The organism is Microvirgula curvata (genome assembly GCF_054781615.1).
On sequence record NZ_BAAGUB010000015.1, the window covers coordinates 1 to 22,191 of the forward strand.

23 protein-coding genes are annotated in these 22,191 nt (G+C 62.6%); 15 read left to right on the plus strand and 8 right to left on the minus strand.

Features of this window, described 5'->3' with window-relative positions:
- Positions 1 to 201: 201 nt before the first annotated feature.
- From ACYVG8_RS08535 to ACYVG8_RS08560, 6 genes are all read left to right on the plus strand, one after another.
- Positions 202 to 507 carry a hypothetical protein gene (locus ACYVG8_RS08535; protein WP_460745403.1) on the plus strand — a complete coding sequence of 102 codons (306 nt, stop codon included), beginning with the start codon at positions 202 to 204 and terminating at the stop codon, positions 505 to 507.
- Positions 507 to 1,154, plus strand: a complete 648-nt coding sequence (locus ACYVG8_RS08540) for a hypothetical protein (RefSeq protein ID WP_460745405.1) — start codon at positions 507 to 509, stop codon at positions 1,152 to 1,154. The genes ACYVG8_RS08535 and ACYVG8_RS08540 overlap by 1 nt, the downstream gene beginning before the upstream one ends.
- 170 nt (positions 1,155 to 1,324) lie before the next feature.
- On the plus strand, positions 1,325 to 1,849 hold the full coding sequence (locus ACYVG8_RS08545; protein WP_460745406.1) for a hypothetical protein: 525 nt from the start codon (positions 1,325 to 1,327) through the stop codon (positions 1,847 to 1,849).
- Positions 1,850 to 2,312: 463 nt separating this feature from the next.
- Entirely contained in the window at positions 2,313 to 2,423 is a 111-nt protein-coding gene (locus ACYVG8_RS08550) for an endonuclease toxin domain-containing protein (protein WP_460745618.1), read from the plus strand.
- 306 nt (positions 2,424 to 2,729) lie between these two features.
- Complete coding sequence (locus ACYVG8_RS08555; RefSeq protein WP_460745408.1) at positions 2,730 to 3,221, plus strand: hypothetical protein; 492 nt, start codon at positions 2,730 to 2,732, stop codon at positions 3,219 to 3,221.
- A 404-nt stretch (positions 3,222 to 3,625) separates the two neighbouring features.
- A complete protein-coding gene (locus tag ACYVG8_RS08560; RefSeq protein ID WP_460745409.1) occupies positions 3,626 to 3,928 on the plus strand; it encodes a hypothetical protein in 303 nt (100 codons plus the stop codon).
- A gap of 253 nt (positions 3,929 to 4,181) precedes the next feature.
- Here ACYVG8_RS08560 and ACYVG8_RS08565 read toward each other — a convergent pair whose 3' ends face one another.
- The 5 genes from ACYVG8_RS08565 to glcD all read right to left on the minus strand — a co-directional run bounded on the left by ACYVG8_RS08565 (position 4,182) and on the right by glcD (position 8,940).
- Complete coding sequence (locus ACYVG8_RS08565; protein ID WP_460745411.1) at positions 4,182 to 4,463, minus strand: hypothetical protein; 282 nt, start codon at positions 4,461 to 4,463, stop codon at positions 4,182 to 4,184.
- A 205-nt stretch (positions 4,464 to 4,668) separates the two neighbouring features.
- Positions 4,669 to 5,076, minus strand: coding sequence for a heme-binding protein (locus ACYVG8_RS08570; RefSeq protein WP_028499802.1), 408 nt, complete (start codon positions 5,074 to 5,076; stop codon positions 4,669 to 4,671).
- A 47-nt stretch (positions 5,077 to 5,123) separates the two neighbouring features.
- Entirely contained in the window at positions 5,124 to 6,341 is a 1,218-nt protein-coding gene (glcF, locus tag ACYVG8_RS08575) for a glycolate oxidase subunit GlcF (protein ID WP_028499801.1), read from the minus strand.
- Between the two features lie 14 nt (positions 6,342 to 6,355).
- The gene (gene glcE, locus ACYVG8_RS08580; protein ID WP_112692476.1) at positions 6,356 to 7,420 is read right to left on the minus strand and encodes a glycolate oxidase subunit GlcE; all 1,065 of its coding nucleotides are present in this window, start codon (positions 7,418 to 7,420) and stop codon (positions 6,356 to 6,358) included.
- 20 nt (positions 7,421 to 7,440) lie between these two features.
- Positions 7,441 to 8,940 carry a glycolate oxidase subunit GlcD gene (glcD, locus tag ACYVG8_RS08585; RefSeq protein ID WP_028499799.1) on the minus strand — a complete coding sequence of 500 codons (1,500 nt, stop codon included), beginning with the start codon at positions 8,938 to 8,940 and terminating at the stop codon, positions 7,441 to 7,443.
- A 323-nt stretch (positions 8,941 to 9,263) separates the two neighbouring features.
- Here glcD and glcC point away from each other — a divergent pair, with 323 nt between their 5' ends.
- On the plus strand, positions 9,264 to 10,055 hold the full coding sequence (glcC, locus tag ACYVG8_RS08590; RefSeq protein WP_028499798.1) for a transcriptional regulator GlcC: 792 nt from the start codon (positions 9,264 to 9,266) through the stop codon (positions 10,053 to 10,055).
- A 3-nt stretch (positions 10,056 to 10,058) separates the two neighbouring features.
- Here glcC and ACYVG8_RS08595 read toward each other — a convergent pair whose 3' ends face one another.
- Positions 10,059 to 10,865 carry a cysteine hydrolase family protein gene (locus ACYVG8_RS08595; RefSeq protein ID WP_460745412.1) on the minus strand — a complete coding sequence of 269 codons (807 nt, stop codon included), beginning with the start codon at positions 10,863 to 10,865 and terminating at the stop codon, positions 10,059 to 10,061.
- Positions 10,866 to 11,094: 229 nt separating this feature from the next.
- Between ACYVG8_RS08595 and ACYVG8_RS08600 the strand changes: the two genes are divergently transcribed.
- Entirely contained in the window at positions 11,095 to 12,735 is a 1,641-nt protein-coding gene (locus ACYVG8_RS08600; RefSeq protein WP_051528957.1) for a methyl-accepting chemotaxis protein, read from the plus strand.
- A gap of 73 nt (positions 12,736 to 12,808) precedes the next feature.
- Complete coding sequence (locus ACYVG8_RS08605; RefSeq protein WP_199489802.1) at positions 12,809 to 13,195, plus strand: rhodanese-like domain-containing protein; 387 nt, start codon at positions 12,809 to 12,811, stop codon at positions 13,193 to 13,195.
- Here ACYVG8_RS08605 and ACYVG8_RS08610 read toward each other — a convergent pair.
- Entirely contained in the window at positions 13,192 to 13,995 is an 804-nt protein-coding gene (locus ACYVG8_RS08610; protein ID WP_107890212.1) for an AraC family transcriptional regulator, read from the minus strand. The two genes, ACYVG8_RS08605 and ACYVG8_RS08610, sit on opposite strands and share 4 nt — an antisense overlap.
- A gap of 81 nt (positions 13,996 to 14,076) precedes the next feature.
- Here ACYVG8_RS08610 and panB point away from each other — a divergent pair, with 81 nt between their 5' ends.
- The gene (gene panB, locus ACYVG8_RS08615) at positions 14,077 to 14,928 is read left to right on the plus strand and encodes a 3-methyl-2-oxobutanoate hydroxymethyltransferase (RefSeq protein WP_107890397.1); all 852 of its coding nucleotides are present in this window, start codon (positions 14,077 to 14,079) and stop codon (positions 14,926 to 14,928) included.
- On the opposite strand, the gene ACYVG8_RS08620 is transcribed toward panB, so the two are convergent.
- Entirely contained in the window at positions 14,901 to 15,584 is a 684-nt protein-coding gene (locus ACYVG8_RS08620; protein ID WP_028499793.1) for a TetR/AcrR family transcriptional regulator, read from the minus strand. The genes panB and ACYVG8_RS08620 overlap by 28 nt on opposite strands.
- Positions 15,585 to 15,647: 63 nt before the next feature.
- Between ACYVG8_RS08620 and ACYVG8_RS08625 the strand changes: the two genes are divergently transcribed.
- From ACYVG8_RS08625 to ACYVG8_RS08645, 5 genes are read left to right on the plus strand one after another with little or no spacing between them, the layout of a single operon-like run.
- Positions 15,648 to 16,697 (plus strand): HlyD family efflux transporter periplasmic adaptor subunit, encoded by a 1,050-nt coding sequence (locus tag ACYVG8_RS08625; RefSeq protein ID WP_460745414.1) that lies wholly within the window; start codon positions 15,648 to 15,650, stop codon positions 16,695 to 16,697.
- Positions 16,694 to 18,448: an ATP-binding cassette domain-containing protein gene (locus ACYVG8_RS08630; protein WP_460745415.1), complete on the plus strand. Its 1,755-nt coding sequence runs from the start codon at positions 16,694 to 16,696 to the stop codon at positions 18,446 to 18,448. The genes ACYVG8_RS08625 and ACYVG8_RS08630 overlap by 4 nt, the downstream gene beginning before the upstream one ends.
- Positions 18,445 to 19,584: an ABC transporter permease gene (locus ACYVG8_RS08635; RefSeq protein ID WP_028499790.1), complete on the plus strand. Its 1,140-nt coding sequence runs from the start codon at positions 18,445 to 18,447 to the stop codon at positions 19,582 to 19,584. The genes ACYVG8_RS08630 and ACYVG8_RS08635 overlap by 4 nt, the downstream gene beginning before the upstream one ends.
- Before the next feature lie 3 nt (positions 19,585 to 19,587).
- Positions 19,588 to 20,706, plus strand: coding sequence for an ABC transporter permease (locus ACYVG8_RS08640; protein WP_460745417.1), 1,119 nt, complete (start codon positions 19,588 to 19,590; stop codon positions 20,704 to 20,706).
- 14 nt (positions 20,707 to 20,720) lie between these two features.
- A complete protein-coding gene (locus ACYVG8_RS08645) occupies positions 20,721 to 22,181 on the plus strand; it encodes an efflux transporter outer membrane subunit (protein WP_460745419.1) in 1,461 nt (486 codons plus the stop codon).
- Positions 22,182 to 22,191: the final 10 nt, after the last annotated feature.

Below are 22,191 nucleotides of genomic sequence, written 5' to 3' on the forward strand. Positions count from 1 at the left end.
GTGGGTGAAAGGCTTATTGATTCCTTGAACCTGTACGGGGAGCTGCTTGTCCCGGAACAAGTGTCACCGAATGCAGATAAATTTATAGATCCTTACATGGGAAAGGCTGCAAGTGAGGGGGCTATGGGCATAGCGCGGGACTATGCGATTCAATGGGGTGTCGCTGTGGCGTGATGCCGCGATAGGGGCGGGGTGGGTGGGGTGAATACGGTAGCGGTGAATGGGATGTATGGGGAGGGGAAGGATGTGGTCGAGGGGGCGCTGATAGGGGGAGGGCTCTCTAGCTTCGGATATGTAACTAATACAGTGGTGCGAGACTCGCTTGGAAGAATACTGCCTATGCGTATTGGTGCGTCACCTTTCAACAAAAAAGTTCCGGCTATTTTGCAAAATCTTGGTAGAAAAAATCCTTATCCAGATATGGCTGGTCATTGGATTGGGCATGGCATCAGTAATTTTGGCCCAATTTTAGAGTTGCCAATTAATGTTGATATAGAAAATCAATAGTGAAAAAGTTTTCTAAAATTAGCATGTGGAAATCGCATAAAAACCCATGCGGGAAATGGTTTTTTGATGCGTGTACTTATGGCGGATTACTCAGGGCATGGTTGTTTTGCATAACGATATCTACATTTTTGTGGTATGTGGATATGTTGTTTTCCTGGTTTTATGGTTTATTTGATCAAATATTTTTGGCTGATGAAAGTGATATAGGTTGGCATCGGTTTCTTGCTACTTCATCTGGATATTATGCCTCTTGTTTGATTTTTATGGCAGCTGTGAATCTCTATATGGAAAGAAGAGGGGGTGATGGTAGCCCTGATTCCATACGAAAAAAATGGGAACTGCACCAGCAATGGAAACAGCGCCAGCGAGCAGAAGCGAAGCGATGGAAGAAAAGAATAAAGATCGAGCTTCACGAGCCGGAAGAAGAACCCGCCCCGCCTGCAGTACCGGTCGGACCGGTGGACGTCCCGATCAGCAGTGAGCATGAAATCCGGTTGCCGGGCATGGATGAGGGGGTAATGCGTGAACCCGAAGCCTTGTCCATGCGCCTGGAGGTGCCCGCCGGGCAGGATGCGACAGCAAGCCAGAAACTGGTCGGTCATTACCATTCCGGGACAAACCGGATCGTGCTGGTACGGAAGAAGTAAAACAGGTATTGAAAAAATATTGCCATGTATTAACGGTGGTTGTCACTGAGTGCGGATGGCTGCGGAGAGGGTTTGCATGTCCATGTAGCAGGGCCGATTTCTCCCGAAGGCCGATACAGGTGCGAAATTGGATACTCACGATGCCGTAAATGCCCTGCAATGAAAGGTCGATGGTTGCCAGCGGCATTGAAGCGGCACAACGACTGGAGCAGCTGTTCTGCTCGATGGCAGTGGATGTCAGGGCCTTTGTACTGCGTGAGAATGAAAAAGACCTCGCAAGGATAGATGCCACAACCCCGGGCTGGATGAGTTTCGTCGCCTTTTTTGGGGACCCGGAAAACCAGTTGGCGCTGGCGTCGCTGGGCAATGCGGGGAAAGAGCTTGTAAAGCTGGCAAGAAATTTTGTAATAAATTTTTCGGATGATGGGATTGGGTTTTCTATAAGAAGCATGCAGACTGGTTTAAGAAATCCTTTAGAAGTTGATAGAGTAAAAATTGATATGTTAAAAGGAGAGTATCAGTTCATGGTCCCAAGGGGGCGCATAGCAGGTTATGTGGATGATAAGGGGCGTTACTATATATCAGAAGGAAACCATCGTATGGTTGCAGCGCAAGAAATTTATAAAAATACAGGTGACGTATCTTATATCAAAAAATTGATTGAAAATGGCGTGTGGACTAAGGTGGGAAAATAAATTTCTGGATCAAAACCTATGCCGGTAAGAAAATAGTTTAAATATTATTTCGTAAGGAAATGGCATAATTGTGCAAATTTGATATATATATAAAAATGTTAGAGCTTATTCTGCCTTATGTGAGGTGTGTTCAAACATGGAGCAAAAAGGAAAGAGCTAATGACAGGTCTTGTTATTATGATGTTGAACTAATACATAATTTGGCTGGCGCCTTAAAAGAGCCTGGTTTTGAAATGCAAGATATATGGTTTTTAAATAATCAGGCAAGGATTTATTTTGAAAATTGTAATGAGAATATATCTCCAAATTACAATCAAAATTTAATATATATTAAGGAGCTTTTTTCGATAGTCCCTCTTGCTCTTAGATGCGAGTTGACATGGGAGGGGCCATAAGTCGTTCTGGTTGGGCTAGGGGCGAGCCCGAGGGGGCACGGACTGACTAAGGGGGCAGGAAGACGAAGATTGCTATTAGTGCTAAAGCGCTGGATACAAAAGCAAAAGCCAAGGTTAATAATACGGATCAGATTTATTATTCGTTAGAGAAGAATGTTGATGTAATGTTGGAATTTTAAAGGCATGTCTATAGTGGTTCACTGTTGACACAGTCTATGATCGTGGGTCGGGAGCTACATGTTGCCATTCCTTATTCAACAACCCCGGTCCACTGGGAGCGACTTCATACTAAGCTTGATTCGTAATGTTTCAAAGCAAATCCGACAGCGGGCAGAAAATTTGCCTCAAGGAATGCTGCAACGAGTAGTTATTGATGTCCGTGGTCAGAAAGTAACTGTTGAGCAGGAGCGAGATATAGTAAACGGTATTGTTCGACGAGCAAATGAAATTATAAAAGCTGATGCTATTAGTTTTAAGAGGAAATAATGAAGCTTGTTGGTTTTCAAGGTGGTAGTTCGATATTTGAACTTGGTGTGACTACAGATATGTATTGTTTTTTTTCTTTGATTAAAGAAAGGATTTGGCTGGATGAAAGAGAGAAATTTCTGGTGGATAGGTTGTTTCGTAAATACTTGCGCTTTGATGATCTGGACAATGCAACTGCATTAATTTTAAAGATCAAGATCAGCCTATCGGAAGTTCCTTGTGACACTGCTGTACTAAAAAAATTTGGCTGGAGTAAAGAAGAAAGTCTGTTGAAAATTGAGTGCGAAAATTTTGCAGAGATGTTTGAGAGGTATTTTGAAAGTTATGAGCATTGTGTTAAATCGGCAAAATATTTATATGACGATTGGGGTTTGTATAGACCTGTGAAAGTAAGTTGTTCTGAAGAACCATTTTTCACGTTGGAGAATCTTCGACCGCTAGAAGATTATGACAATCTTGCTCTTGATTCCTTGCCATTCTGGATGCGGTAGTTTTTTGTGCTTTTAATTAATGCTTTGTTGAAAAACTGATTGCACTACATATTGGGAAAGTATCCTATATAAATATCATGCCCTATGAAGAAATGTATAACAATTTCAATTGGAACAAAATCTGAAATAATTGACTGGCGGGTGGGTGAAAGGCTTATTGATTCCTTGAACCTGTACGGGGAGCTGCTTGTCCCGGAACAAGTGTCACCGAATGCAGATAAATTTATAGATCCTTACATGGGAAAGGCTGCAAGTGAGGGGGCTATGGGCATAGCGCGGGACTATGCGATTCAATGGGGTGTCGCTGTGGCGTGATGCCGCGATAGGGGCGGGGTGGGTGGGGTGAATACGGTAGCGGTGAATGGGGTGTATGGGGAGGGGAAGGATGTGGTCGAGGGGCGCTAATGGGAGGAAGTGCTTCTGGGGGCGGCCAATATATAAGTAAATTTCTTACCTATAATTTAAGTGAAAAATTACCTGTCAGGATCGGCTTTGAATCGTTCAATCCTGAACTACCCGCATTGCTACAGTATATGGGTAAACCAAATCCTGCTCCAGAAGTAATTGGGTCTGGTGTTGGTAATGCTATTTCTTATGCACCATCTTGGTGGTGGTTTAATGCAGAAAAAATGATGATGGTGGCCCATAATGGCAAAATATATTGCAGAAGGGAATTTGGGGCCATATGCACGTGGTGCGCACTGTGACGCATTCACCTATATGGGTATGTCAAAATCAATAGTTATTATTTCAATTTTTTGGCTTATTTTATATAACATTGAGCACATCATAGAGGCGATTTATGGAGTGGCTGGGGTGGAAGTGGTTGTGCATCCAGACTCCTCTGCATTTAGAAAAATATGGAGCTCAGTATTTTGTTTTTCCGGGATTGTGCATAATTTTATCCATATTGTGAGATTAGCTCTCCAGCGGCGAGGATTTAAAATCAGTCCTGACACCCTATGGGACGAATAGGAACTGCACCAGCAATGGAAACAGCGCCAGCAAGCAGAAGCGAAGCGATGGAAGAAAAGAATAAAAATCGAGCTTCACGAGCCGGAAGAAGAACCCGCCCCGCCTGCAGTGCCGGCCGAACCGGTGGACGTCCCGATCAGCAGCGAGCATGAAATCCGGTTGCCGGGCATGGATGAGGGGGTAATGCGTGAAACCGGGGCCTTGCCCATGCGCCTGGAGGTGCCTGCCGGGCAGGATGCGACAGCAAGCCCGAAACTGGTCGGTCATTACCATTCCGGGACTAACCGGATCGTGCTGGTACGAAAACATCAAGGCCGAGCTTCAAGCAAGGGATGGCATCGGGGTGGGCAGTGCCGTGGCGCAGGAAAGAGTCCGGTTGCAGCAGGACGAAAAAAAGGCCCGCGAGGGGTGCGGGCCAAAAGAAATACGACAGACCGGAGTCGGTCGTATTGCCGGAAGAAGGGTAAAGAACTCAGCTGGCCAGGGCGGCGATGCCGGCCATGGCAATCTGGGCATCCTGATTGGACTTGACGCCGGAGACGCCGACAGCGCCGATGGTCTGCCCACCGACAATGACCGGGACGCCGCCTTCGAGTGTGCCCTGCAGCACCGGTGCGGACAGGAACGAGGTCCGGCCGCCGTTGATCATTTCTTCGTACACTCTGGATTCGCGCCGGCCGAGTGCAGCGGTGCGGGCTTTTTCGGTGGCGATATAGGCGCTGACCGGTGCGCAGTCATCGAGGCGCAGCAGGCCCAGCGGGTGACCGCCGTCGTCGACGATGGCGATGGTGACGGCCCAGTTGTTGGCTTCCGCTTCCCTGCGTGCGGCGGCGAGGATGAGGTCGATTTCGGTGCTGGTCAGTACGGCTTTGCTTTGCATGGGGTTTCTCCTGTTGCCACCGCGCGGGGCGACGGTGGGCGGGTGGGTCAGACGAGGGCTTCCTCGACCAGTTCGATCCAGTGGCGGACCGGTGTGCGGCCAGCGCTGTCGAGATGGGTCTGGCAGCCGATGTTTGCGGTCACGATGACTTCGGGGCCACCGCTTTCCAGTGCGTCGAGCTTGTCGTCGCGCAGGCGCCGCGACAGTTCCGGCTGGGTAAACGAGTAGGTGCCGGCCGAGCCGCAGCACAGGTGTCCGTTCGGAACGGCCGTCAGTTCAAAGCCGAGCCGGGTCAGCACGCTTTCGACCGCGCCGCCGAGTTTTTGCGCGTGCTGCAGCGTACAGGGGCAGTGGAATGCCAGCCGCTTGTCGGCACGGATATCCAGTTTTTCCAGCGCTTCGTCGCGCAGCACTTCGACCAGATCACGGGCCAGTTCGCTGACCCGCGCTGCCCTGGCGGCATAGGCCGGGTCGGCGGCCAGCAGATGGCCGTATTCCTTGACGAAGGCGCCACAGCCGCTGGCGGTCTGCACGATGGCTTCCGCACCCTGCTCGATGGCCGGCCACCAGGCGTCGATATTGCGCCGCGCCCGGTCAAGCCCGGCCTGCTGGGCATTCATGTGGTAGTCGACTGCGCCGCAGCAGCCGGCCTGCGGTGCCGGGATGACGCTGATGCCGAGCCGGTCGAGTACCCGTGCGGTGGCGGCATTGCTGTTCGGCGACAGATTGGGCTGCACGCAGCCTTCCAGCATCAATACCTGACGCGCATGGCGCGTTGCTGGCCGGGGCTTGGCCGGGCGAACGCGAGCCGGGACTTTCAGCTTCAGCGAGGGCGGCAGCAACGGGTGTAGTGCCTGCGCGGTTTTCAGCGCGGCACCGAACAGTGCCGGCCGGGTCAGCAGGGCGCGCAGGGCGCCACGCTGGAGCCGCTCGCCCAGTGGCCGGTACAGCCGGCGTTCGACTTCGGCACGGCCGATATCCAGCAGCGAGTGATAGGTCACGCCGGACGGACAGGTGGTTTCGCAATTGCGGCAGCTCAGGCAGCGGTCGAGATGGAGGCGGGTTTTTGCGGTGACTTCGCCGCCCTCCAGCATCTGCTTGATCAGGTAGATACGGCCGCGCGGGCCATCCAGCTCGTCGCCGAGGATCTGGTAGGTCGGACAGGTCGCATTGCAGAAACCGCAATGCACGCAGGTGCGCAGGATGTCTTCCGCCTCGGCGCCACGCGGCAGGGCGAGGGCGGCAGCGTTCAACTGGGTTTGCATCAGCTTCGTCCCGATTACAGCCCGGCGTACAGCCGGCCAGGGTTGAAGATCCCGTGCGGGTCCATTTGTGCCTTCAACTGGCGGTGGTAGCGCATCAGTACCGGCGCCAGCGGCTGGAACGGTTGCTCGCAGCCGGCGTGGTAACAGGTGGCGTGGCCGCCGTGCATGGCGGCGAATGCCTGCAGCGTGCCGGCGTCGGCATCACTGAGCAGCCAGCGCTGGGAGCCGCCCCAGTCGGCCAGTACGTCGCCGGGCAAGGGTAGTGGCGGCGTATTCGGCGGCAGCGACAGGCGCCACAGCGGGCGGGCGTCGACAAAGAACGGCAGCCGGCGCTCGCGCAGCTCGGCCCAGTAGCCGCCATCGAGCGTGTCGCCGCCAATGCGGAGGCGGGAGGCTTCGACCATGGCTTCGCCCCCTTCCAGCCGTACCGACAGCGCATGGCCGTCATGGCTGGCGCCGGTGACCGGCAGTGCCTGGCGCCCCCATTCGGCCAGCTTTTGCAGTGCGTCAGCGAATGTGACTTCCAGTCGCAGGCTGTGGCTGCACTGCGGCTTCGGCAGTACTTTCAGCGAGACTTCGGTCAGCAGGCCCAGGCAGCCGAAGCTGCCGGCCAGCAGGCGGGACAGATCGTAGCCGGCGACATTCTTCATCACCTCGCCGCCGAAGCGCAGGTGGGTGCCGCGGCCGGTAATCAGCCGCGTGCCGAGCACGAAATCGCGCACGGCGCCGGACCACGGGCGGCGCGGGCCGGACAGGCCACTGGCGACCATGCCGCCGACGGTGGCGGCGCCATTGCCGGATGGCGGTTCGCAGCCGAGCATCTGTCCGGCATCGTCGAGCGCCGCCTGCAGCACGCTCAGCGGCGTACCGGCGCGGGCGGTGATGACCAGTTCGGTCGGGTCATAGCTGACGATGCCGCTGTGGCTGCGGGTGTCGAGGACCACGCCGTCGACGGCGCGGCCAAGAAAATCCTTGCTGCCGCCGCCGCGCGGGCGAAGCGGCGTGTGGCTGGCGATCGCTGCCTGCACTTGCGCCAGCAGGTCGGCGCTGTTGTCCGCCGATTGAAAACCTTGTTGCATGATCTCTCCTGAATGCGCGCTCAGAACCGGTCCAGCTCGGGGAACGGCAGTTTCCCGTGATGGACGTGCATCGCACCGAATTCGGCGCAGCGATGCAGGGACGGAATGTTCTTGCCGGGGTTCAGCAGGCGGTCGGGGTCGAAGGCCGCCTTGACCGCGTGGAACATCTCCAGCTCGTCGCTGTTGAACTGGGCGCACATCTGGTTGATCTTTTCGCGGCCGACACCGTGCTCGCCGGTGATGCTGCCGCCAACTGCGACGCACAGTTCCAGGATTTCGCCGCCAAGGGCCTCGGCGCGTTCCATTTCGCCGGGCAGGTTGGCATCGAACAGGATCAGCGGGTGCATGTTGCCGTCGCCGGCATGGAACACATTGGCGACGCGCAGCCCGTGTTTTTCCGACAGCGCGGCAATGCCCTTCAGCACTTTCGGCAGCTCGCGGCGCGGAATGGTGCCGTCCATGCAGTAGTAGTCGGGCGAGATGCGGCCGACCGCCGGGAAGGCGTTCTTGCGTCCGGCCCAGAACCGTTGCCGTTCGGCCTCGTCACGCGCCTGGCGAACATCGGTCGCGCCGGCGGCGCGGACGATATGGCTGACCCGTTCGCAGTCGGCGTGCACGTCGGCCTCGGCGCCATCGAGTTCGCACAGCAGGATGGCTTCGGCATCGACCGGGTAACCGGCGTGAATAAAGTCTTCGGCGGCCCGGATCGACAGGTTGTCCATCATTTCCAGCCCGCCGGGGATGATGCCGGCGGCAATGATGTCGCCGACCGCGCGGCCTGCCTTGTCGACGTCGTCGAAGCTGGCCAGCAGGACCTTGGCCATCTGCGGTTTCGGCAGCAGTTTGACGGTGATCTCCACCGCCACGCCGAGCATGCCTTCCGAGCCGGTATACAGCGCCAGCAGGTCGAAGCCGGGGCTGTCCAGGGCATCGCTGCCGAGCGTCATGCGCTCGCCCTCGATGGTCAGCATGTCGACCTTCATGACATTGTGCACGGTCAGCCCGTATTTCAGGCAGTGCACGCCACCGGCGTTTTCGGCGACATTGCCGCCGATCGAACAGGCGATCTGCGACGACGGGTCCGGCGCGTAGTACAGGCCGTAAGGGGCCGCAGCCTCGGAAATGGCCAGGTTGCGCACGCCGGGTTCCAGCCTGGCGACACGGGCATCCGGATCGACCGACAGCACGCGCTTGAAGCGTGCCATGACCAGCAGCACGCCCTTTTCCAGCGGCATGGCGCCGCCGGACAGACCGGTGCCGGCTCCGCGGGCGACGACCGGCACCTGCCGCGCATGGCACAGGCGCAGCAGGGTTTGCACCTGGTCGATCGTTTCGGGCAGGATGACCAGCAGCGGCGTGGCGCGATAGGCGGACAGGCCGTCGCACTCGTAGGGCTTGAGGTCTTCCGCATCGGACAGCACCTCGACGTCGGGCAGCACCCGGCGCAGTTCTTCCAGCAACGCGGCCTTGTCGACATCCGGCAGGACGCCGTCGACACGTTCGTCGTAGAAAATGCTCATAGTTCCCCTCTGTTTCTCAAGCGACCCCGGCAAAGGCCCGCTGACGTCGCAATGGCGTGACGGTGGGGCTCCGACTGCGGGGTGATGCAGCGCGGGCTGACTGTTTTTTTGTCCCGCGGCCGCTTCCGCATGACGAAAGCAACGACTTTATCTTGGTGTCTTTCCCGGTGAACGTCCATGCTAAAATCAACTGGTCATACCAGTTTGTGCACTGCAAGACATGACGATTCCTTCTGTTTCCTTTTTGTGATCAGCACCATGCGCAATATCCCCGATCCCCGTTTCCCGTGCTCTGCAGCTGGTCATACCAGTTGGAGCTGCGCATGACCGCCGCCGGTCCGGGCCGCTCCCGGCAACTGGCCGACGTCGTTGCCGAACGCATAGAACGCATGATCCTGGACGGGGTGCTGAAGCCCGGCCAGCCACTGCTGTCCGAGCGGCGCATGTGCGAGAAACTCGGCGTGTCGCGTACTGCCCTGCGCGAAGGCCTGAAAGTGCTGCGCGGGCGCGGCATCATCGAGACCGCGCATGGCAAGGGCTCGCAGGTCAGCGCCATGGCGCCGGACGGCAGCGGCAATCCGCTGATGCACTTGTACAGCGCGCATCCGCGCACCCTGTACGATCTGCTGGAGGTCCGGGCGCTGCTGGAAGGCGAGTCGGCGCGGCTGGCCGCCCTGCGCGGCACCGAGGCCGACTTCATCCTGATCAGCCGCCGCTATCAGGCATTGATCGATGCACAGCGGCTCGGGGTGGATGCCGAAGCGCATGCGCGCGTCGACCATGCCTTTCACCTGGCGATCTGCGAGGCATCGCACAATCCGGTACTGGTACAGACGCTGCGTTCGCTGACCGACCTGCTGCTGAGTTCGGTATTCGCCTCGCTGAGCAATCTGTACCACCGCGCCGAGCGCAAGCGACAGCTGGACCGCCAGCATGCGCGGCTGCATCACGCCGTCACCAGCCGCCTGCCGGAGCAGGCGCGCCGCGCCGCCATCGAACACCTGACCAGCATCAGCGACAACCTGCGCGAGATCGAGCAGGAAGAACAGCGGCTGGTGAGGGCGACCATGCGCCTGGAAGGGCTGGATGCGCTCGACCCGCCCGCCGACGATTGAAGCTCAGGCTGCCTGGCGCTGAACCCTGTCGCTGCGTTCCACCCGCATGCCGCGCGCGACCATCTCGTCGACAAACTCCCGGCCCAGCGCTTCGAAACCGGCGACCGGGCTGCTGCAGTCATCAAGCAACAGCAGGCGGGATGCGTCGCCGAGCGCGTCGGCCAGATCGCGTACGGTGCTGGCCACGCAGTGCGACAGCGCCTGCCCGGCGATCAGCACGGTGTCGGCCCCGGCCAGGCGGGCGATCCAGGCCGGATCGGGACGGGTGCCCGGATCGGCCGGGTCGGGCACTTCGGCGCACAGCGCCGAGTAATGTTCGGTGCCCGGATTCATGCCCTTGAACACATAGTCGACCGTGCGCAGTGTCTGCCGGCCCCACGCCTGCAGCGCCGTGGCGCAGCCGGCATGCAGCTGGTGGCCCCAGCCACCGATCAGGCAGTGCTCGGGCCAGATCACCAGTGCATGGCGGGCGCGGGTGGCCAGCGCGCGGACGTAGTCGACGCTGTGCGCCTGCTGCTGCGGGTCGCGCGCGCGCCAGAGGCCGGATTCGACATCCCCGACCGTGATGAGCGTGAATGGCGCCGGTGCTTCGCCGTCCGCATTGCACCACCAGACCGGGTGGGCGATATCCACGGGCTGATGTGAATCCAGCGTGACATGGATCCGGTCGAGGCGCGCCCCGAGCCGGTCGACCAGCGCGGCCACGCGCGTCAGGTCGGCATCGGCACCGGTCACCGGCAGGGCCGCACCGGGCAGGTCGCAGAAATCATTTTGGGGATCGATCAGCAGCAGATGCAGGCCAGTGGACACGACAGCGGACTCCGGAAGGGCGGGGCGGGAATGCCGGTCCGCAGCATCCCACTTTTTCGGCCTTCGACCAAGATCTCCCGGTCCTGCTGTCTGGCCTGTCCTGAATGGCGCCCTGCCGGAATATGTAATTTATATATGGAATATACAATCTGAATTTATAGATATTCTGGCGTATGGGGCACGCCATGTCATTGCCGTACCATTCATGGCTGAATGATCCGGAATACAAATGATGAATATGAATGATGCCATGACCGTCAGGCAGAAACTGCTGACAGGCTTTGGACTGGTATTGCTGCTGCAACTGCTGATGGCAGTATTCGCCATGAACAAAATGTCGGCGGTACAGCAGAATCTTGAAAATATTCTTGATGCGCGATATTCAAAAATAGTGCTGGTGAATGGCGTAATCAAAACCTCGCTTGAGAATACCCGCCTGATTCGCGATATTCTGCTCGCCAGTGAAAGCACCGGGCGTGAAACCGTCATCGGGCAGATGGCGGCCAACCGCAAAAAGAATACCGACACCCTGAATACGCTGGGTGCGTCGCTGAATCTGGTCAAGGGCAAGGCGCTGTTCGCCGACATTGTCACCGCACATGATCAGCTGCTGTCGCACTACGATCGTTTCAATGCCCTGGTGCAGGCCGGGCAGATGGCGGACGCCGCCCGTTTCCTGCGCGAGCAGATCGTGCCCGACAACCGGTTGCTGATGGCACGGCTGGACACCATGGCGGCATTCCAGGAATCGCTGATGGCCGGGGCCAGGGCCGAAGCCGACGCCAGCTACGGGCAGGCGCGAATCGTCATGGCCGTGCTCAGTGCGCTGGGCCTGATGCTGGGCGCGGCGGTGGCGCTGCTGCTGTCGGTGCGCATCGGCCGTTCACTGGGGAGGGCGGTCGTGACCGCCAACCGGATTGCCGACGGCGACCTGGCCGCAACAGGCGGGCACGCAGTCCATGCCGGGCGCGATGAAGTCAGCCAGTTGCTGGCAGCGCTGGAAACCATGCGTGCCCGGCTGTCCGCCGCGCTGCATGACATCCGCCACAACGCCGGCGCGGTAGCGGACTCGGCTGCGCAGCTGTCCGGCATGTCCGGCCAGGTGGCAGCCAGCGCGCAGCGTCAGGCCGATTCGACCTCGTCCACGGCAGCGACGCTGGAGCAACTGACCGTCAGCATCAGTCATGTGGCGGACAGCGCCGGCGAGGCATCGCGGCAGGCGTCGCAGGCCGGCCGCCTGGCCGGACAGGGCGGCAGCGATGCGCTGGCCTCGGCCGAGCGCATGCGGACCGTCAGCAGCAGCGTGCAGGACACCGCCGGCGAGATGGACAGCCTGACCGGTGAAGTGCAGGCCATCGGCAATATCGTGACCGTGATTCGCGATGTGGCCGACCAGACCAATCTGCTGGCACTGAACGCCGCGATCGAAGCCGCCCGTGCCGGCGAGGCCGGGCGCGGTTTTGCCGTGGTGGCGGATGAGGTGCGCAAGCTGGCCGAGCGCACCACGCTGTCGGCACAGGAGATCACCCGCATGATTGCCTCGATCCAGCAGAATGCCGGCCGGGTGGTGGACAGCATGGCGCAGAGCCGGCAGCACGTGGCTGCCGTGACCGAGAGCGCCGACAAGAGCGGCGAGGCCATGGTTCAGGTCCGGGACAGCGCCAGCGAGGTGCTGGCGGCGATCAGCAGCATCAACCATGCGCTGGACGAGCAGCGCGGCGCCAGCCAGGGCCTGGCCCGCAGCATGGAACAGGTGGCACAGATGGCCGGTGAAAACAGCGCGACGGTCGAGGAACTGGCCCGGACCTCCGACGGACTGCGGGGATTGTCACAGGGCCTGCAGGGGGTGGTGGCGCGATTCCGGCTGTAAGGGGCGGATTTTTCTTGCGCAAAACATATTATATTTATTAATGTAATGTATTTGCCCCTCCAGGAGACCCCCCATGCTGAAAACCGCCCACGATCTGGTGCAGGAAGCCCGCAAGTCCGTCGACGAGCAGGCGCCGGAGGCTGTCCGTCAGCGGATGGCAGACGCGGATACGCTGGTCATCGACGTTCGCGAGCCGGATGAATATGGTCAGGGTCATCTGCCCGGCGCCATCAGCATCCCGCGCGGCATGCTCGAATTCCGGATTTCCAGCGAGCCGGCGCTGCAGCGCACCGAACGGCCGCTGGTGGTGTACTGCAAGACTGGCGGACGGGCCGCACTGGCCACCGTCAGTCTGCAGAGCATGGGGTTCGGGCAGGTCGTGTCGCTGGCCGGCGGCTATGAGGCGTGGCTGGCTGCCGGACTGCCGATCGACAAGCCGGCCGACATCGCCTTCGATTAACGGCGAGTGGCGTTGCGATCGAAAAAGGCACCCGGCGTGCTGCCGTGAAAACGGCGGAATGCCGCGATAAAGGCCGACAGCGAAGCATAGCCGAGCTCGGCGGCCACGGTGGTGACCGGCGTGCCGGCCTCCAGCCGCGGCAGGGCGGCCAGCATGCGCAATGACAGCCGCCATTCGCTGAAAGTCAGCCGGGTTTCATCGCGAAAGCGTCGCGCCAGCGTGCGGCGGGTCGCGCCGACCCGCTGACCCCAGGCCTCCAGCGTGCGGTCGTTGCCCGGGTCGGCCTGCAGCGCCAGCGCAATGCGCAGCAGCCGCGGATCGCCGGGCATCGGCAGGCACAGCGGCGCGGCCGGCAGGCGGGCAATCTGGTCGAGAATCACTGCCACCAGCCGGCCGTCGGCACTGTCGGGCCGGTAGTCGGCCGGCAGCGTCCGCGTTTCGTGCAGCAGCGCCCGCAGCAGCGGCGTGACTACCAGCGCCTTGCAGTCCGGGCCCGGGCCTTCAAGCGCGCCCGGATCCAGATACAGGCTGTGAAAGGCGATGCGGCCATGGGTGGTCACCCCGTGCGCCATGCCGGGCGGAATCCAGATCGCGTGTTGCGGCGGCACCATGTGCCGTCCGAGCGGGGTATGCACGCACAGCACGCCGGCACTGGCATGCATGAACTGCGCCCATGGATGGCTGTGCATCGCCACCTCGCTGTCGGCCGGAATCTCGAACGCGCGCACATACAGCGGCCGTGGCAGGCCACCCAGCTCCGGCACCCGGTAGTGATTCGGTGTCTGTCCCGTCAGCAGCATAGGCTGTCCCCGCTCCGCAAGTTCATGCATGGCGGCGATGATAGCGTGATGGCCGTCATTCACAAGCCAAGGGATTTCGCCATGAGTACACCCGCCCGTGTTACCCGCATCGGGGTGCCGCAGATCCGCCAGCGCAAGGGCGCCGGCAGCCTGGTGTCGCTGACTGCCTATTCGGCGCCGATGGCGCGGCAGGTCGATCCGCATGCCGACCTGATCCTGGTCGGCGACTCGCTGGGCATGGTGCTGTACGGCATGCCCAGCACCCTGGCGGTCACGCTGGAGATGATGATTGCCCACGGGCAGGCGGTCATGCGCGGCGCGCAGCGTGCCTGCGTGGTGATCGACCTGCCGTTCGCGTCCTACCAGGCCTCGCCGGCCGATGCGTTTCGCGCCGCGTCCCGGCTGCTGATCGAGACCGGCGCCCAGGCGGTCAAGCTCGAGGGCGGGGTGGAAATGGCCGGGACGGTTGCCTTCCTGACCGCACGCGGCATTCCGGTGATGGGCCATGTCGGCCTGATGCCGCAGCAGGTCAACACCATGGGCGGCTTCAGGGCGCAGGGCATGACACCGGAGGCGGCAGCGCAGGTCGAGCGCGATGCGCTGGCGATCGAGGCGGCCGGTGCGTTCGCGCTGGTGATCGAGGGGACGGCCGAGCCGCTGGCGCGCCGGCTGACCGGCCTGCTGGCGATTCCGGCCATCGGCATCGGTGCGTCACCGGCCTGCGATGGTCAGGTGCTGGTTACCGAGGACATGCTTGGCCTGTTCGACGACTACACGCCGAAGTTTGTTCGCCGCTATGCGGAACTGAATCCGCTGATCGACGCCGCCGTGGCCCGCTTCGCCGATGAGGTGCGTCGTGGTCTCTTTCCGGCCAGCGAGCACTGCTTTCATGGCCGCAAGCCGGCTCACGACGCCGACGCCCGTCCGGCATAAGCGGCCGCCACGGCGGAAAGGCCGGACAGCGCATAGGTCTTCAGGTGCTGGCGCAGCGCGTCCGGGTCGCGCCAGATATCGGTCAGCATCCGGCCGAGCACCTGGCGGTCGGCGAGCAGCAGCATGGCCAGCGGCGCAAAGAAGTTCAACTGGCAGCAGGCCAGTGCCGGTTCCTGCTCCGGGATGCCGGTAAAGTCGCTCAGCATCCGTCGCAGCAGGGTGGCTTTCGGCAGCGCTTCCTGCTGCAGGGCGGCCAGCAGGGTCGCCGACGGGCCGAGCATCTCGCGGACATAGATGCGCAGATGCCAGCCGCCGTCGACCGCGCCGAGAATGAAAGCGTCGATCACGCCGCCGAGCTTGTCGGCCGGCGAGGCATCGCTGGCGGCGATCGCCGACAGCGTGTCGCGGCTGATCAGACGCCGGTGCACTTCCACCAGAACGGCCTGGTACAGGCCTTCCTTGCCGCCGAAATGGTAGTTCACCGCCGCCATATTGGTTTCGGCGCGTGCGCAGATGGCCTTGCTGGTGGCGTGCTCGTAGCCCAGCTCGGCGAAAATGTCGCCGGCGACGTCGAGAATGCGCTGGCGCGTGGCGTCGCCGTCGGCACGCGCCTTGCGGCCTGGCGCGCCGGGGACGTTCGGATCGCTTGTTTTCATCCCATAATCTTACCGTAGCGCGACGGCTTGTCATAAATTAGAATTCAAATTAGAATTTAAATTATGAATACGCCATGGACCGCCATGGCGGCGTATCGGGAGCGGGTCGGGATGAACGGGAAACTGAAGATCGCTGTGGCCGGGCTGGTGCTGGCCGGCCTTGCCGGCAGCATCTGGTGGCTGGTGCGGCCGTCGCCGGACAACGGCGTACTGACGCTGTACGGCAATGTGGATGTCCGCCAGGTGTCGCTGGCTTTCAATGCCAGCGAACGGGTGGCGACACTGACCGTGCGCGAAGGCGACCGGGTTCGCCGCGGGCAGTTGCTGGGCACACTCGATACCCGTGGGGCGACACTGGAACTGGCGCAGGCCGAGGCGCGGCAGGCAGCGTCAAAACAGGTGCTGCGCCGGCTGAAGACCGGCAGCCGCCCGGAGGAACTCGCCCAGGCGCGTGCCGCGCTGGCCTCGGCGCAGGCCGAGGATGACGATGCCGGCCAGCAGCTGGCACGGCTGAACAGCGTGCATGCCGCGACCGCCGGCAAGGCCGTCAGCCAGCAGGATCTGGATGCAGCCATTGCCCGCCGGCAGCGGGCCCGGGCGGCGCGGATCACGGCCGACAAGGCGCTGGCGCTGGCCGTCAGCGGACCGCGCGACGAGGACATTGCCGAAGCCGATGCCCAGCTGCGGGCGGCGCAGGCGCAGACGGCGCTGCTGCGCTACCGGCTGGAGCAGGCGCAACTGACCGCGCCGGTCGATGGCGTAGTGCGCAGCCGGCTGCTGGAACCGGGTGACATGGCGTCGCCGCAGCGGCCGGCCTATGCGCTGGCGCTGACCGACCCGAAGTGGGTGCGCGCCTATGTCGGCGAAGTCGATCTCGGTCGCCTGCGTCCCGGCATGCGCGCCACGGTCAGTACCGACAGCCATCCGGACCAGCGCCTGCCGGGCAAGGTCGGCTATATCTCGTCGGTGGCGGAATTCACGCCGAAGACCGTGCAGACCGACGAGCTGCGCACCAGCCTGGTCTACGAAGTCCGCATTCTGGTCGACGACAGCCGCGACCGGCTGCGGCTCGGCATGCCGGCCACGGTTCGTCTGACGCCGGATGCACCATGAGTACGCTGGCGCTGGATGCCCGCGGGCTGGGCAAGCGCTTCGCCGTCAAGCCGTCCGGCCGGATGCTGGATGCGCTTGCCGACGTGACGCTGTCGATCGAGCCGGGCACGCTGACCGCACTGGTCGGCCCGGATGGCGCCGGCAAGACCACCCTGCTGCGGCTGGCGGCCGGTCTGCTGCGCGCGGACAGCGGCAGCCTCCGCGTACTCGGCATCGACGCCGCGCAGGACCCGCAGGCGATCCAGAACCGGATCAGCTATATGCCACAGCGCTTCGGTCTGTATGACGACCTCAGCGTGCAGGAAAACCTCGATCTGTATGCCGATCTGCACGGCGTGCCCCTGGCGGCGCGGCGCGAGCGCTATGCGCGGCTGATGACCATGACCGACCTCGGCCGCTTTACCGCCCGCCCGGCCGGCAAGCTGTCCGGCGGGATGAAACAGAAACTCGGGCTGGCCTGCACCCTGGTCCGCTCGCCGGAACTGCTGCTGCTCGACGAGCCGACGGTCGGGGTCGATCCGCTGTCGCGGCGCGAGCTGTGGGACATCGTCCGCCAGCTGGTGGATGACGAGCAGCTCAGCGTACTGGTCAGCACCGCCTATCTGGACGAGGCCGAACACTGCGCGCGGGTATTCGTGCTGCATGACGGCCGGCTGCTGGCGCAGGGCGATCCGGCCAGCCTGCGCGACCGCGCCAGCGGGCGGGTTTTTGCGGTTACGCCACCGACTGGTCAGCCGGCCCGGCTGCTGCAGGCGCAACTGCTCGATCACGCCGGGGCCGTGGCCGATGCCGTGCCGCAGGGCGGGCGGGTCCGTTTTGTCCGTGATGGCGACGGAGCGGACCCGGCGCTGTCGGCGCTGCTGGACGGGCTGGCGGTCGACGCGCTGCCCCCCAGGCTGGAGGACGGTTTCATGCTGCTGCTGCGCGAGCGCCGCGTCATGCCGGCCCCGACGCCACCGCTCGCCGTGTCTGTCCCCGCGCCAGTCAGTGACGACGCGACGGTCATCGAAGTGCGGGATCTGGTGCGTCGCTTCGGCGATTTCACCGCCGTGGCCAGCACCAGCTTCTCGGTTCGCCGCGGCGAAATTTTCGGTCTGCTTGGCCCGAATGGCGCCGGCAAGACCACGACCTTCCGCATGCTGTGCGGACTGCTGCCGGCCAGCAGTGGCAGCCTGCGGGTGGCCGGGGTCGACCTGCGCCGCGCACGGGCGGCTGCCCGGCGGCGCATTGGCTATGTGGCGCAGAAGTTCGCGCTGTACGCCAATCTGTCGGTGCGGGAAAACCTGGAATTCTTTGGTCATGCCTACGGGCTGCATGGCACGACCCTGCACGAACGCATCGCCACGGTGGCGGCGCAGTTCGACCTGGCCGAGGTGATGGACAGTGCCAGTGGCCAGTTGCCGGGCGGGTTCCGCCAGCGGCTGGCGATGGCGACCGGGCTGCTGCACGAACCGGACATCCTGTTTCTGGATGAACCGACCAGTGGCGCCGACCCGGGCGCGCGGCGCGCCTTCTGGCGGCGGATCACCGCACTGGCCGCTGCCGGCACCACCATTATCGTCACCACCCACTTCATGGAAGAGGCCGAGTACTGCGATCGCATCGTGATCCAGGACGCAGGCAAGCTGCTGGCGATCGGCACGCCGGGCGAGGTGCGCGGCCAGGCCGGCATCGCCGGCGACCCCGGCGCCGGCATGGAGGCGGCCTTTATCGGCATCGTCGAAACAGCACGGGAACGGGGGGCGCGATGATCGGCGACGGACGCTTTGCCGCCCGGCTGCGGGCACTGATCCGCAAGGAATTCCGCCAGTTGCTGCGCGACAGGAGCAATCTGGCCATCGGCATCCTGCTGCCGATGCTGCTGATTCTGATCTTCGGCTACGGACTGTCGCTGGACGTGCGCAACGCGCCGCTGGCCGTGGTGCTGGAAGATCCGTCGCCGGCCGCCACCGAGGCGGTGGCCGGGCTGCGGCTGTCGCCATTCCTGTCGGCGGTGATGCTGACCTCGATGCAGGATGCCGAACGGCTGATGCGGGCGCGCAAGGTCGATGCCATTGTCCGCGTGCCGGTGGATTTTTCCCGCCGGCTGGCCGATGGCAATGCGCGCATCCAGATTCTGCTGCATGGCGCCGACGCCAATCGTGCCAGCAGCATCCAGCGCTATATCACCAGTGCGCTCGGCCAGTGGGCGCTGACGCGGGCCGACCGCGCCGGCCCGGCCGGCAGTGGCAACCGGGTGGGCGGGGTGACCATGGAGACGCGACTGTGGTTCAACGCCGCCAATACCAGCACCTGGTATCTGGTACCGGGCCTGATCGTGCTGATCATGACCCTGGTCGGCGCCTTCCTGACCGCGCTGGTCATGGCGCGTGAATGGGAGCGCGGCACGCTGGAGGCGCTGTTCGTGTCGCCGGTGCGGCCGATCGAAATCCTGCTGGCCAAGGTGGTGCCGTATTTCACCATCGGCCTGGTCGGGCTGGTGCTGTGCCTGCTGGCCGCACGCTTCCTGTTTGCGGTGCCGATGTACGGTTCGCTGCTGGTGCTGCTGTTCGCATCAATGCTTTACCTGCTGGTCGCCGTTGCCGTCGGCCTGCTGATTTCGGCAGTGACGCGCAACCAGTTTCTGGCCAGCCAGGTGGCGCTGGTCGCCAGCTTCCTGCCGTCGATGATGCTGTCCGGCTTTCTGTTCGACCTGCGCAATGTACCGCCGGTCATCCGCATCATCGGCCAGGCGCTGCCGGCCACCTATTTCATGGAACTGATCCGTGCACTGTTCCTGGCCGGGGATGTCTGGCCGCTGATCTTCAGGAACTGCGCCATCCTCGCCGTCTACGCCGTGGTCCTGCTGGCCCTGGCGCGTGCGGTCACCCACAAGCGACTGGACTGAATCATGCTGGAACGCCTGCGTTGCATCCTGGCGCTGTGTCGCAAGGAACTGCTGACCATTCTCAAGGACCCCGCCAACCGGGTGATCCTGTTCGTCCCGGCACTGTTGCAGAGCGTGCTGTTCGGCTATGCCGCCACCTACGATCTGACCCATGTGCCGTATGCGCTGCTCGATCAGAGCCGCAGCGCGGCATCGGCCGAACTGGTTGCCCATCTCGATGGCACCGGCGTGTTTCACCGCATCGAAACCCTGCGTACCCGGGCCGACATCAGCCGCGTGATCGACAGTGGGCAGGCGTTGCTGGTGATCAGCATCGGCCCGCGCTTTGCCACGCAGCTGGAAGCCGGCGAAGCGGCGCCGCTGCAACTGGTGCTTGATGCGCGCAACTCGAACACCGCCGGTTCGGCGTCCGGCTTCGTCAGTGCCGTGGTCGAACGCTTCAACGCCGACTGGCGGGAACGGCACGGTGCTGCGCCGCTGCCGCTGCAGATCGAGACCCGAGCCTGGTACAACCCGAATCTGGAAACGCGCTGGAACCTGATTCCCGGGCTGATCGCCGCGCTGAGCATGCTGCAGACGCTGATGCTGACCGCACTGTCGGTGGCGCGCGAGCGTGAGCAGGGCACCTTCGACCAGTTGCTGGTCACGCCGCTGACGCCGCTGGACATCATGATCGGCAAGTCACTGCCGCCGATCCTGGTCGGGCTGACCCAGTCGACGATCGTACTGTTCGTGGCGCTGTTCTGGTTCCGCATCCCGATGGCCGGCTCGCTGCTGACGCTGTATGCCGGGTTGCTGTGCTTTACCGTTGCCAGTGTCGGGATCGGCCTGTCGATTTCGGCTGTGTCGCTGAACATGCAGCAGGCGATGCTGTACACCTTTGTGCTGGTCATGCCGCTGATGCTGCTGTCCGGCCTGACCACGCCAATCAGCAATATGCCGGACGCGCTGCAACTGGCCACGCTGGCCAATCCGCTGCGCTTTGCCATCAACCTGGTGCAGCGCGTCTATCTGGAGGGCGTCGGTCTGCGCGAGGTGGCGCTCGACCTGCTGCCCCTGCTGGTGATTGCGGCGCTGACGCTGCCGCTGGCGGCATGGCTGTTCCGCCACCGGCTGTCATGACGAGAAAGACCCTGATGATGCGTACCCCGAACCCGATCGAACTGGCGCTGATCCTTGCCCTGGCCGGCTGCGCCGCTGGCCCCGATTATCACCGGCCGCAGACCCCGGCACCGGACGACTGGCGTGCATGGCGCAGTGGCGCCGATGCGCTGGCGGTGCCGGTGGTCGAAAGCGGGCTGGAGACGGACTGGTGGAAGCCGTTCGGCGACCCGCTGCTTGACCGGCTGGTCGAGCGCGCCCGTGCCGCCAGCCCGGACGTGCGCACCGCGGCGTTGCGCTTCGCCCAGAGCCGCGTTCAGCGCAGCACCGTGGCGGCACAGCGCGGGGTCCAGGTCGATGCCGTCGGCAGTCTCGATCGTCAGCGGCAGAGTGAACATGCCGTCAGCACCCGGCTGATCGACGTGCTGTCGCCGGCGCGCCACGACGAACTGGTCGGCGTGCTCAGCGAACCGGTAACGGTGTACCAGGCCGGTTTCGATGCGTCGTGGGAGGCCGATCTGTGGGGACGGGTCGCCCGCCAGCTGGAGGCGGCCGATGCCCGCATCGCCGGATCGCGTGCCGAACTGCAGCAGGTCACGCTCAGCGTGACGGCCGAAGTGGTGCGCAACTATGTCGAACTGCGTGCGGCCCAGCAGCAGCTGCGGCTGGGCCGGGCGCGGGTGGCCGCCGCCGGCGAGGCGCTGCAACTGGCTCAGGCACGGGTGGCCGGCGGGCTGGACGACAGCGGGGTGGCCGAGCGCCGCCGGGCACAACTGGCAGACGCCGAAGCCGCATTGCCGCCATGGCTGGCGCGCGAGGCGCAGGCGATCAATCAGCTGACCCTGCTGCTCGGAGAGCGCCCCGGCGCCCTGCAGACCGAACTGGCCGACAACGGCCGCGGCCCCGGCGACTGGCCGCGCCCGGACCTCGCGCTCGGCGTGCCCTCGGCGCTGCTGCAGCGCCGCCCGGACATCGGTGCGGCCGAGGCACGGTTGCAGGCGGCCGTGGCCGAGGTCGGCGTGGCGGTGGCCGACCTGTATCCACGGTTGACCATTGGTGCGCGCTTTGGTCTGGACTCCTATCAGGCCGGGCAGTTTGGCGACTGGGGCAGCCGCGAGTGGTCGATCGGGCCCAGCCTGACCCTGCCGCTGTTCGACCAGGGCCGCCGGCGCAGCACGATTACCCTGCGCAAGCTCGAACAGCAGGAAGCCGCTGTTGCCTACCAGCAGAGCGTGCTCGGTGCCTGGCACGATGTCGACCGTGCCCTGGCGCGCTATGCGGCGGAACAGCAGCGCCGCGTACAACTGGCCCGGACCGAGGCCGCCCGCCGCGACGAACTGACGCTGGCGCAGGCGCGGCAGACTGGCGGCATGACCGACTTCCTGACCGTGCTCGACGCACGCAGCGCGCAACTGCAGGCGCAGGGCGCCCGGGCGGACAGCGAGGCGCAACTGCTGCTGGATCTGGTGGCGGTTTACAAGAGTGTCGGGGTGTAGCAGGGCAATT

Excerpts from the sequence above, each read along its gene's own strand:
- panB (WP_107890397.1), top strand. The coding sequence starts at position 14,077 with ATGAGTACACCCGCCCGTGTTACCCGCATCGGGGTGCCGCAGATCCGC.
- ACYVG8_RS08600 (WP_051528957.1), top strand. The coding sequence starts at position 11,095 with ATGATGAATATGAATGATGCCATGACCGTCAGGCAGAAACTGCTGACA.
- glcE (WP_112692476.1), bottom strand. The coding sequence starts at position 7,420 with ATGCAACAAGGTTTTCAATCGGCGGACAACAGCGCCGACCTGCTGGCG.
- ACYVG8_RS08645 (WP_460745419.1), top strand. The coding sequence starts at position 20,721 with ATGATGCGTACCCCGAACCCGATCGAACTGGCGCTGATCCTTGCCCTG.
- ACYVG8_RS08630 (WP_460745415.1), top strand. The coding sequence starts at position 16,694 with ATGAGTACGCTGGCGCTGGATGCCCGCGGGCTGGGCAAGCGCTTCGCC.
- glcF (WP_028499801.1), bottom strand. The coding sequence starts at position 6,341 with ATGCAAACCCAGTTGAACGCTGCCGCCCTCGCCCTGCCGCGTGGCGCC.
- ACYVG8_RS08605 (WP_199489802.1), top strand. The coding sequence starts at position 12,809 with ATGCTGAAAACCGCCCACGATCTGGTGCAGGAAGCCCGCAAGTCCGTC.
- ACYVG8_RS08635 (WP_028499790.1), top strand. The coding sequence starts at position 18,445 with ATGATCGGCGACGGACGCTTTGCCGCCCGGCTGCGGGCACTGATCCGC.
- ACYVG8_RS08640 (WP_460745417.1), top strand. The coding sequence starts at position 19,588 with ATGCTGGAACGCCTGCGTTGCATCCTGGCGCTGTGTCGCAAGGAACTG.
- ACYVG8_RS08620 (WP_028499793.1), bottom strand. The coding sequence starts at position 15,584 with ATGAAAACAAGCGATCCGAACGTCCCCGGCGCGCCAGGCCGCAAGGCG.
- ACYVG8_RS08610 (WP_107890212.1), bottom strand. The coding sequence starts at position 13,995 with ATGCTGCTGACGGGACAGACACCGAATCACTACCGGGTGCCGGAGCTG.
- ACYVG8_RS08570 (WP_028499802.1), bottom strand. The coding sequence starts at position 5,076 with ATGCAAAGCAAAGCCGTACTGACCAGCACCGAAATCGACCTCATCCTC.
- ACYVG8_RS08565 (WP_460745411.1), bottom strand. The coding sequence starts at position 4,463 with ATGACCGACCAGTTTCGGGCTTGCTGTCGCATCCTGCCCGGCAGGCAC.
- ACYVG8_RS08555 (WP_460745408.1), top strand. The coding sequence starts at position 2,730 with ATGAAGCTTGTTGGTTTTCAAGGTGGTAGTTCGATATTTGAACTTGGT.
- ACYVG8_RS08625 (WP_460745414.1), top strand. The coding sequence starts at position 15,648 with ATGAATACGCCATGGACCGCCATGGCGGCGTATCGGGAGCGGGTCGGG.
- glcC (WP_028499798.1), top strand. The coding sequence starts at position 9,264 with ATGACCGCCGCCGGTCCGGGCCGCTCCCGGCAACTGGCCGACGTCGTT.
- ACYVG8_RS08545 (WP_460745406.1), top strand. The coding sequence starts at position 1,325 with ATGGTTGCCAGCGGCATTGAAGCGGCACAACGACTGGAGCAGCTGTTC.
- glcD (WP_028499799.1), bottom strand. The coding sequence starts at position 8,940 with ATGAGCATTTTCTACGACGAACGTGTCGACGGCGTCCTGCCGGATGTC.
- ACYVG8_RS08560 (WP_460745409.1), top strand. The coding sequence starts at position 3,626 with ATGGGAGGAAGTGCTTCTGGGGGCGGCCAATATATAAGTAAATTTCTT.